The organism is Methylobacillus sp., from assembly GCF_036844465.1.
GTDB lineage: Bacteria > Pseudomonadota > Gammaproteobacteria > Burkholderiales > Methylophilaceae > Methylobacillus.
In genome coordinates this window covers 131,212-140,386 of sequence record NZ_DAIUFW010000003.1, presented here as the reverse complement: position 1 = coordinate 140,386, position 9,175 = coordinate 131,212, and the positions used below count along the sequence as shown (strand labels likewise).

At 48.6% G+C, this 9,175-nt stretch carries 6 protein-coding genes; all 6 read right to left on the bottom strand.

The features are described from left to right. On the bottom strand, nt 1–1,367 hold a 1,367-nt coding region (locus tag V7Z75_RS05020), incomplete at its 3' end, for an RNA-binding domain-containing protein (RefSeq protein WP_334107526.1). Then, nucleotides 1,306–3,333: a DUF3732 domain-containing protein gene (locus tag V7Z75_RS05015; RefSeq protein ID WP_334107525.1), complete on the bottom strand. Its 2,028-nt coding sequence runs from the start codon at nt 3,331–3,333 to the stop codon at nt 1,306–1,308. The genes V7Z75_RS05015 and V7Z75_RS05020, both read right to left, overlap by 62 nt. After that, nucleotides 3,330–3,782 carry a three component ABC system middle component gene (locus V7Z75_RS05010; protein WP_334107524.1) on the bottom strand — a complete coding sequence of 151 codons (453 nt, stop codon included), beginning with the start codon at nt 3,780–3,782 and terminating at the stop codon, nt 3,330–3,332. The genes V7Z75_RS05015 and V7Z75_RS05010 overlap by 4 nt, the downstream gene beginning before the upstream one ends. Continuing rightward, complete coding sequence (locus V7Z75_RS05005) at nt 3,779–4,906, bottom strand: hypothetical protein (protein WP_334107523.1); 1,128 nt, start codon at nt 4,904–4,906, stop codon at nt 3,779–3,781. Before V7Z75_RS05005 ends, V7Z75_RS05010 begins: the two co-directional genes overlap by 4 nt. 31 nt (nt 4,907–4,937) lie before the next feature. Further along, nucleotides 4,938–6,389, bottom strand: coding sequence for a restriction endonuclease subunit S (locus V7Z75_RS05000; RefSeq protein ID WP_334107779.1), 1,452 nt, complete (start codon nt 6,387–6,389; stop codon nt 4,938–4,940). Next, nucleotides 6,389–9,172, bottom strand: coding sequence for a type I restriction endonuclease subunit R (locus tag V7Z75_RS04995; protein ID WP_334107522.1), 2,784 nt, complete (start codon nt 9,170–9,172; stop codon nt 6,389–6,391). Before V7Z75_RS04995 ends, V7Z75_RS05000 begins: the two co-directional genes overlap by 1 nt. Nucleotides 9,173–9,175: the final 3 nt, after the last annotated feature.

Below are 9,175 nucleotides of genomic sequence, written 5' to 3'. Positions count from 1 at the left end.
TGGCCGTACACCTCATCACGGGCTTGAACCTTTTCTTCTATTGGAGCGAATGCCTCGTGCACCGGCAGGCGAATCAGAAAATAGCTGTGGTCTCCATCCGTCTCGAAAACGGGTAGCGGGGAGCCATTGGCCTGCATCACCCGCAGAATCTTGGGGATGCCGGTGGAGCGGCCTTCGGTCAGGTCCAATTCTTTCAGAAACTCACCGATGCGGCGATTGCGATAGCGGCGGCTGACGGCGCGGCCTGCCTGCAAATCCGTCAGGCGGATGGAACGATCCGGGCCAGGAAAGCTCAAGACCACCAATTCTTCCGGGGTGATGCGCACCTCCACCGGCTCACGGATTTCGTAGGAACGGTGATATACCGCATTCACCACGGCCTCCTCGATGGCCGCCAGCGGGAAATTCCAAAAGCGTTCGGCTTCGGGGCGGTCAGGGTGCTTGACCACCATCTCGGTCAGGTAATTGCGCCCGATGTAGTCCACCGCATCGCGGGTGATGCGCCCCAGCGGGCCGCGAAACTCCTTCTCCTCAAAGCGGTCGCCACCCGGCCCATCAGGGAAATACACTACGTCGATCTGCGTGGCCGGGAAGAAGCGCTCCGGGTGCTCGTTGAAAAACAGCAAGCCCACATTCTTGGGAAACGCCCGCTCCGCCGGCCCACCGATCACGCCCATGCGCCGTCCCAAGGCTTCCACGTCCAGCGACTTGGCCTCTGCCGCCAGATCACTGCCCACTTCCTGCAAGAACTCGCGCATCAGATACGGTGAAAGATCATCCAGGCTGGCCGACTGCTGGTAACGGTCATCAAAAGGCACTGTCGCCGCCAGCGACAACAACTCCCGCTCATCCTCCCCCCTGGCGCGTACCGTGCTGCTGTGCTTGCGCAGATAAAACGCCCAATCCGTCTTTTTGTCGCTCAGGCTCACCCGCGCCTTGTAAGGCCGGGTTTCACCGCCTGGCGCCCACAACACCAAAATCAACCGGCCCTGCACTTCATAAACAGCGGTGAGCGGATGATATGGTGGCTGGATGGCCGAGTTACCCAGGTTCAGCAACTCCTTCTGAATGGTGTCGATCTGCTCCGCTTGCAAGCCAACAGGCGGCAGTACCGGGCGACCGGTTTGTTCCGCAATTCCCACCAGCACATAACCGCCACCCAGGTTGTGAAAGTCATTGGCAAAGGCGCAAAGGCTGTGCAGGATGGACTCCGGGTTCCAACCTGCCTTGTATTCAACGCGTTCGCTTTCCACCGTGCGTTGGTGGAGGAGGTTATCGAGGTTGATGGGGAGTTTGCCCGCCACCTTATTCAATCTCAATAACCGGGACAGGATGGATAAATCCACGTGTCCGCCATCTGTTTCCATTTACTAGCGATTCAAACTCAACCGCGTTATTCAACGTCAAACCATCTGCGTGATCAGTCACGATAATTTGTGGGCTAAAACCGTAGATGCTTTCTAATTCATTGCAATAAATCGAAAGCTGAGTGAATAAATTTTCAACAGCTTTTATATCTTCATCAACAGGTCTTTCTTCTTCTGTTCGTTGCTTAGCCTCCTGACTCATTTGCTCTTCAAAATTATCAGAAGTATCGCGGTTAAAGTTAGGAAAATATACCTGTGTCGGCTGATCCAAAAACAGTATCGAAGGAATGGAACATTTCTCACCTAACTCAGAAAAATACTTGTGTAATGCCAAAAATAAGGTTACGTGGCAGTATAGCCAGTTTGCACCACTCCCCATTGATCGTAGATAAATTTTTTCGTCGTCAGGCGTTAAATGATAAAGATCGAATGTTTCAAATGAAAAATGGAGGTTGATCGGTTTATAGCTGGCTTCAAATTCTAAATGACTGCCAATTTCAGCCATATATTCGCTTACCTTGTCCGATGCATGTGCTAGATCTTTTTGTATATCGTACTCTTTAAGTGCATCAGCAATATTATTGAGTTTATTTTTTAACTCCTCGATCTCTTTTTCAAGTTCGGCATCGTCCGCCATATTCAGTGTATCAAGAAGCGCAAATAGCTTTGCTTTTTGCATAATAATGCTTTCATACAAACTCTTTTGTTCTGTTAACTGCTGATTTTCTTTCTCAACTTCGGTTATTAATTGGTTGAGCTCAGCCAGTGCTCTGCTCACAACCTCTGTAGAACGCTGCACTTCGATCAGTGAGGATTCAAACTTTGCTTTCATCGGGCGAGCTTGAGCAAGATTGCCCGATACTTTAGTAATGGCCTGCTGAAGTTTCTCAGCACTTTGTCGCAAGCTGTCTTTTTCAGTATGGCAAAACGGGCATACGGATGCAGAAATATGGACATGCTTAGGTAAGTTAAACTGCTTTACATTATCAACAAATCGTTCTTCTTCCTGAATATGCTTATTAAGCGACGCAGTTTGACGCTGCAACTTTCTTAGCTCAGCGGTTTTTTGATTACGTGCCAATTTCAACTGTTCGTAGCGTTGTGTCATAGTATCGGAGTTATGATTTATTTTCTCTGCGACGATAATGCTATCAAGTTGATCTTTGGCATCTTGAGGGTGCCGAAGCACCTTGTCCAATGATAAGGGCTCATCTTTAAAGCCCATCAAGGCGTAAAGTTGGCTTAATACAGGGGCGACTTTTTGTTTATATCCATCTGACATGCGCTTGTTGGTTTCTTTTTGGCGCTCTAAACGTCTTGCGTCTGCACTTAGCCGTTCTTTTTCTTGTGATAGGAGAAAGAACTTTTGATCGACAAACCCTAAAAATATCTTTGTATGCTCAATAGTCTGATCTCGCTTTTCCTTCTCGTCGAACCGATAAAATAGCGCATGTTTATTGGCAACCAGGTTTTGATGTTGGAGCATAAATGATGAAAAGCTACGAATGGATGGTGTAGGTGCTTTTTGATTAAACCGCCTATTTGCTCTCGCGGCTAAAGATTCATCAACATCATCAATATCTAAGAAAAAGTCCCTTAGGTGATTTTTAAACTCGTTTAGTGGTCGAAAATAACTGACAGCGAAGTAGTCACGATCAATTTCTGCCGTATTGAATGTCTCAACTCGACGAAAAAATGCTTTTGTAGCAATATCAGGATCACGCGCAATCACCATATCTTGTTCATTAACAGCAAGCGCAACATAATAAATGGCGGCACTATTGGTAATCACTCCTTTCGGGATGGTGTTTTCGTCACTGCCAAAGCAGTAATCAAAAATTTCAATTAGGGCGCTTTTACCAGTTGATGACTTGCCGGTAACAACATTAAGCCCAGCTTTAAAATTAACGATATGTTTGATTCCTTGTTTATCAATTACGCCAATTTCATAAATAAGTGTTTTCATCGCGGTTTCACTCCTAAAAACTCATAAATCTCAACCACTGAGTAACCGCTAAATAAGCGACCTAACTTTTCTGCACTTTTTTGAGAAATAAAGGTTGAGTCAACCCCATCAAATTTTACTAGGGATAGCCGTTGTTCATTAACAGATAGCCAATCATTGATTAAGCAATATTGAATACATTGCTCTGTTAAGGATTGAAACCCGTCAATGCGTTCCTGAAGATCGTAGAGTTTTGTTCTATCATCAAACACAGACCATATTGAGCTACGCTTATTCGAGTTCTGCAGCTTATGGCTGTATATAGGATGACTACACATTGGGATAACCAGCTGAGCAAGCAATAAGTTGCTTTCTGACTCATCCATATGTGTATAAAACGAGGCTAGATATTGCCCATACTCAAACGGATTATACTTTAATTCGTATAGGGCATCGACAATACTGCTCATGGCTCAATCCTCCATTTTAAATCTCGCTCGTCATCATCCATAGCGTCATGGATAAGGCCATTTTTGTACTCAATCGGCGGAATATCGTTGCCTATGTTTAGTGGCTGTTCTTGCATGGTCTTGTTGTACAGCAACTTCGAAATTTTAATTTCATCAGTTGCTTCAAGTTGGGCGCTTGAATACGCCAGCTTGTATTTTTTAACCAGTTGGTTCTGATAAGTTACCGTTTTATCTTTGTACAAGGGGTATTCATCAAGCTGCTCTAGAAAAGAGTTTTGCAGCTCTAGCCAGTTACCTACCGCATCCGGAATCATTTCGTGATGTTCTATTTCAGCTATTTTTTGGACGAACAGTCGGTCTTGATGTAGTTCAACTTCACACTCTGACGCTTCATATCCTGAAAATAGCGGAAAAGTGAATGCCTTTTTACAAAGAAGTGCAGTTAACTCTTCACACTTCGCTGCGAAAGCATACTGGTTAATGCTCCATGAATGCTGCGTTGCTTGTGCATATACAAAGCCAACCAAGCCATGAAGGTAACTGTTTAAGTTATTCTTTGGTATGCCCACAGGTTTAGCTAAAATATGCCTTTCTAGTTCTTGTGAGTTATCAGCTTCGGTAAACAAGGTCATTTTGCTAAGTACACTTTTTAGCAACGCTTCATCACAAGTCATCACGGCCTTTTGAAATTTAACTATATCAGATGGATTCTCAGCATTTCTTTCATCTTCTGGTCGACTGAGAAAAATGTCTTTCAATACTTGTAAGCGATGCTCGGCCGTTTGTGTATTCCAATTTTTTAGCCGGGTAGTTGTACCAAAAGCCTGAGTGGTATGCAGCACCAAAACGCTATATTGGGCATGGTCAAACTCTGGAGCCAACCAGTTCTTGAGTGTTTTCCAGAGGTTTTCGTGGTGATCAGTGAGCGGCGCCGTATAGTCTTTAACTTCGGTTTGAGTCGAAGCCAAAGCATTAGGTGACATTAGACTTACATCACCGTCTTTTTCAAACCAAACCGATTGGCCTTCTTCAAGTGAAAAGCACTTATCCAAGCCAATCAGTACCTGGTAATGAAAGGCTAAGGCTGTTGTTAATGCTGCATTTTTTGTTTTCTCACTGTTCACGTTGTTATACTCCATTGCCCCTAAACCACAATCATGACGACTTTCCACAAAGCTCGCCGGAGAAGGCTTTTTTCAAGATAGACTGGCGGAAGGCTTCCGATCTCTGAATTTCAGCCTCCAACGAATCATCCATGCGGTCGGCTTCAGCAAGTATATTTTTTACTCTTGAAATCACTTCTTTCTGTTCGTCTACTGAGCACAGAGGAACTAAAAAACGCTTCAACTGAGTGGTGTTGATTCTCGGCCTGCCTATTCCGTGAATTTCTGATTCCACCTGCCTGTATGCACCTCGGCTAGACAGGTACCAAGCCAAAAACTCTGTTAGATAAAATGTCCCATGAACTCTTATACAGAAACAGTCGGCCTTATTGATTGCGCGGTCTATTTTATCTGGCAATATGATGGCTCGAATTCCTTCAGTGATAAACGATGAGAATATTATGTCTCCGCTATAAACAGTATGTTTTTTAATTTCTTTGTATTTTTCTTCTGTTACATAGGAATACTTGTCTTCAATAAACTCCATATGCCCAACATTCTCAAGGCGGATCACTCGAACGCCCTGGTCAACATAATCACTGCTCTTTAGGTTCGAACCGAAAGGGCCATCAAAAATATCCGCATTCAACATCTCGAGTGTTACCGTACTCCAAACGGGCGGAATTTTAATTGTTTCCACAAAAGGTTCCAACTCACCTGTTATCTGCTTTGGTCTTCCCGGTTTCTTACCTTTTTCTCCATTGACTTTCCATTCCTTAACAGCCAGCTCCCACGCTTTAAGCTGTTGCTGGTAACGAACTTCGCGTTCTTGCTGGATACGGGTAAGGAGTTGTTCCGGAGTTTTCAGTTTGTCGGTGTTTTCCTTGCGCCATTGTTCGGTGAGTTTGCCTTCAAAGGCATGCTTGAGGAGTGATTGGCGGTAGATTTTGAGTTGTTCGCGAGCGGTTTTCAGGGATTTGATGCCGTTGTCCAGTTCGGAGAAGAGCTCTTCGATTTTAGCGACGATGCATTTTTGTTCAGGAACATCAGGCAGAGCGATAGGCCACGATTTCAGCAACCCCTGAGAAATATTGGGCTGCGCCCCACCTTTCCCAGAATCTATCAATTTTTGCTTTTCAGATAGCAAAAAATAATAAAGAAATTCGTTATGGAGCATATCTTTATTAGGAATTGCCACTGCACATGCCTGATTTGTGGTCGCATCAATGGCAAATATGGACAATTTACCAATGGTTGCGCCATACATGGCAATCCCAACAGAGCCAGCAGGAAATAATTTCGCACTGGATTTTTGCAGCCCCTCTACAGATATTTTCTCCTCAGAATCTCTTACATATTTTCCCGTAAGCTCTCCTGTCTTAACCCAAGGGATGTTCCCCCTAAAAAATTCGGAATTTCTTCTTGATGGTGTGCCACCTGAACCCCATTCGGCAATAGAGCCAAGAGTCGTTCTTCTCCAGCCTGCGGGAAGTTGATTGTCCATCACGCAACAAGCTCCCGATTCATCTCCTCAATCACCCAATCCATCCTGTCGCCAAATAGTTGGTACATCTTGCCCAGCCCGCCTTGCGCGTCGAAGGGGGACATGTCGAGATCATCGCGCTCGAAGTGGCAGGAGTGGATGATGTGATTGCGGATGAGGTGCAGCCAGGCCATTTGTTGTTCGTTGAATTTGTCGCTGCCGCCTGCGTGGTATTGCATCATCCACTGCTGAAAGTTCTTGCGCACGGTGGCGTCAAAGGGGGTGATGGTGGCGTCCAGTCCGCAGACACGGCGGATGAGAGCGACGAGAGTGGTCAGTTCCGAAACTGGATTCCCGCTTTCGCGGGAATGACGGGTGGTGTGGTGGGCGTTATCCAGGTGCTCATACGCCTGCCAGACGCGCAGCGGGGCAAGTTTGGGGCGTTCCTGTTTGAGTTTATCCAGCAGCGCCTTGAGTTGCGGGTAGGTGATATGGCTGCGCCGCGCAGGGGTGTGGAAGTAGACGCTGAGAGCGTCGATTTCGTTTTGGTGCTCATGCAGATAATCGGCAAATTCCTGCGTCAGCGCCTCGGCGTTGGCTTGGGTTTCGCCAGCCCATTCGGCTTTTATCAGCTCGTCCAGGTCTTCGTGGACCACGGTTTGCTCTTTGTCGCGGCGGATGGTGTCTATCAGCTCAATCAATTCGCCATTGAAGACCTTGGCTACCTCGGCGACCAGTTGCTGCTGGGCCTGATCGCGGGCGCTGTCGCCGGGGTCCGAGCCTGCCGGCTGGCTGGTGATTTCCAGCGCCCGCTGCTCTACGCGGTCGCCGTCAATGGCGCTGAACAGTCCGCCCACGATCGCGAATAGTGGCATGCCGCCTGCCTTTTCGGCAATGCGGGCGCGTTCTTCGTCATCCAACTGCTTGTCCAGCCGCGCCAGCCGGCCAGCCAGAGAGGAAACCGTATCGCTGTCGCTGGCGCCCATCATCACACCCATCGCTAAATCCTTGAGCGGCACGCCGGGTTTGGTAATCAGTGAGGTGCTGGCCGTTTTCAGCGATTTGGTGACGCCAATGGCATCGACAATCACATAGTGGGTCTTGCCGCTGGTGGCCGATGGCGTGACTTTTTGCAGGCCATCTTTGTCCAGCGTGCGGGTGCCGCGTCCTTTCATTTGCTCAAAGTAGCTGCGGCTTTTCACGTCGCGCATGAATAGCAGGCATTCCAGCGGGCGCACGTCGGTGCCGGTGGCGATCATGTCCACGGTGACGGCAATGCGCGGGTAGTAGTCGTTACGGAACTGGGCAAGCACGGACTTGGGGTCTTCTGCGTTGTGGGTGATTTTCTTGCAAAACTGGTTGCCTTCGCCAAATACCTCGCGCACGGTCTGGATGATATCGTCGGCGTGGCTGTCGGTTTTGGCAAAGATCAGGGTTTTCGGCACTTCCTTGCGTCCCGGAAAAATCACCGGCAATTTTTTGCGGAAAGTGTCGATGACGGTGAGAATCTGATCCGGGTTAACGATGTTGCGGTCAAGCTGTTTGGCTGTGTAGACCTCGTCTTCATCTTGCGTTTCCCAACGCTTGCGGCGGGTTTGCCGCTCGCGCTTTTCCACCAGTTGCTCGGCGGTGATGGTGCCACCTTGGGTGGTTTTTTCGGTTTCGATGAGAAAAACTTCGTTGCCCACGTTGACACCATCGGCCACGGCTTTTTCGTGGTTGTATTCGCTCACTACGTTCTTGCGGAAGAAGCCGTAGGTACGGTTGTCTGGCGTGGCGGTGAGGCCGATCAAGTAGGCGTCGAAGTATTCCAGCACCTGCCGCCAGAGGTTGTAGATGGAGCGGTGGCACTCGTCGATGATGATAACGTCGAAAAACTCCGGTGGCAGCTTGGGGTTGTAGACCACTGGCAGCGGCGTTTTGGGCTTGGTGTATTGCTCGGCCAGACTCTGCTCTTCCAACGCCTCATCCAGCGGTTCGTCCTTGAGGATGGAGTACATGCGCTGGATGGTGCTGATGGTAATCTGGGTATCCGTGGCGACGTGCTGGCTTTTGAGCCGCTGCACGGTGTACAGCTCGCTGAACTTGCGGTTGTCGTCGTTAGGCAGGAAGCTCAGAAACTCCTGCTCGGCCTGTTCACCGAGATTTTTGGTATCCACCAGAAACAGAATGCGATTGGCGCTGACTGGCTCTTTGAGCAGACGGTAACTGGCTGTGATGGCAGTGAAGGTTTTGCCGGCGCCAGTTGCCATTTGTACCAATGCACGGGGCTTGTCTTTTTTGAGCGAGTCTTCCAGATTGGTAATGGCTGTAATCTGGCAGGCGCGCAGGCCATCGGTGTTCAGTGGCGGCAGGTTTTGCAGGCGGCCACGCAGGCTTTTACCTTCTTGCATCCAGCGGGCCAGTGTTTCTGGGCGATGAAAGTTGAATATTTCGCGTGAGCGCGGGTGGGGGTCAAGGCTATCCGTAAAGCGGGTGACTGTGCCCGTGCTCTCATAGATGAAACGCAGCGATTGATTGTTGACCCATTTCAGCTTGGCCTGTGCGTAGCCGCCGGACTGTTCTTCCACAGTGGTGATTTTCTCGCCCCAGCTTTCCGGCTTGGCCTCGATGACGCCTACGGCCTGCCGATCGACGAACAACACATAATCCGCCGGGCCGATATCCGTCTGATACTCGCGTACGGCGATGCCTTGCGCGGCAGCAAAGTCGATTTTTTTATTGTCTTGTATGACCCAGCCTGCCTGTTGCAGCAAAGTGTCTATCTGATCGCGGGCACGTTGTTCGGGATTCTGGTTGACCATGCT

What these genes read in the sequence shown, in the direction of transcription:
- V7Z75_RS05015 (WP_334107525.1), bottom strand. Translation starts at nt 3,333, where the DNA reads ATGAAAACACTTATTTATGAAATTGGCGTAATTGATAAACAAGGAATC.
- V7Z75_RS05010 (WP_334107524.1), bottom strand. Translation starts at nt 3,782, where the DNA reads ATGAGCAGTATTGTCGATGCCCTATACGAATTAAAGTATAATCCGTTT.
- V7Z75_RS05000 (WP_334107779.1), bottom strand. Translation starts at nt 6,389, where the DNA reads ATGGACAATCAACTTCCCGCAGGCTGGAGAAGAACGACTCTTGGCTCT.
- V7Z75_RS04995 (WP_334107522.1), bottom strand. Translation starts at nt 9,172, where the DNA reads ATGGTCAACCAGAATCCCGAACAACGTGCCCGCGATCAGATAGACACT.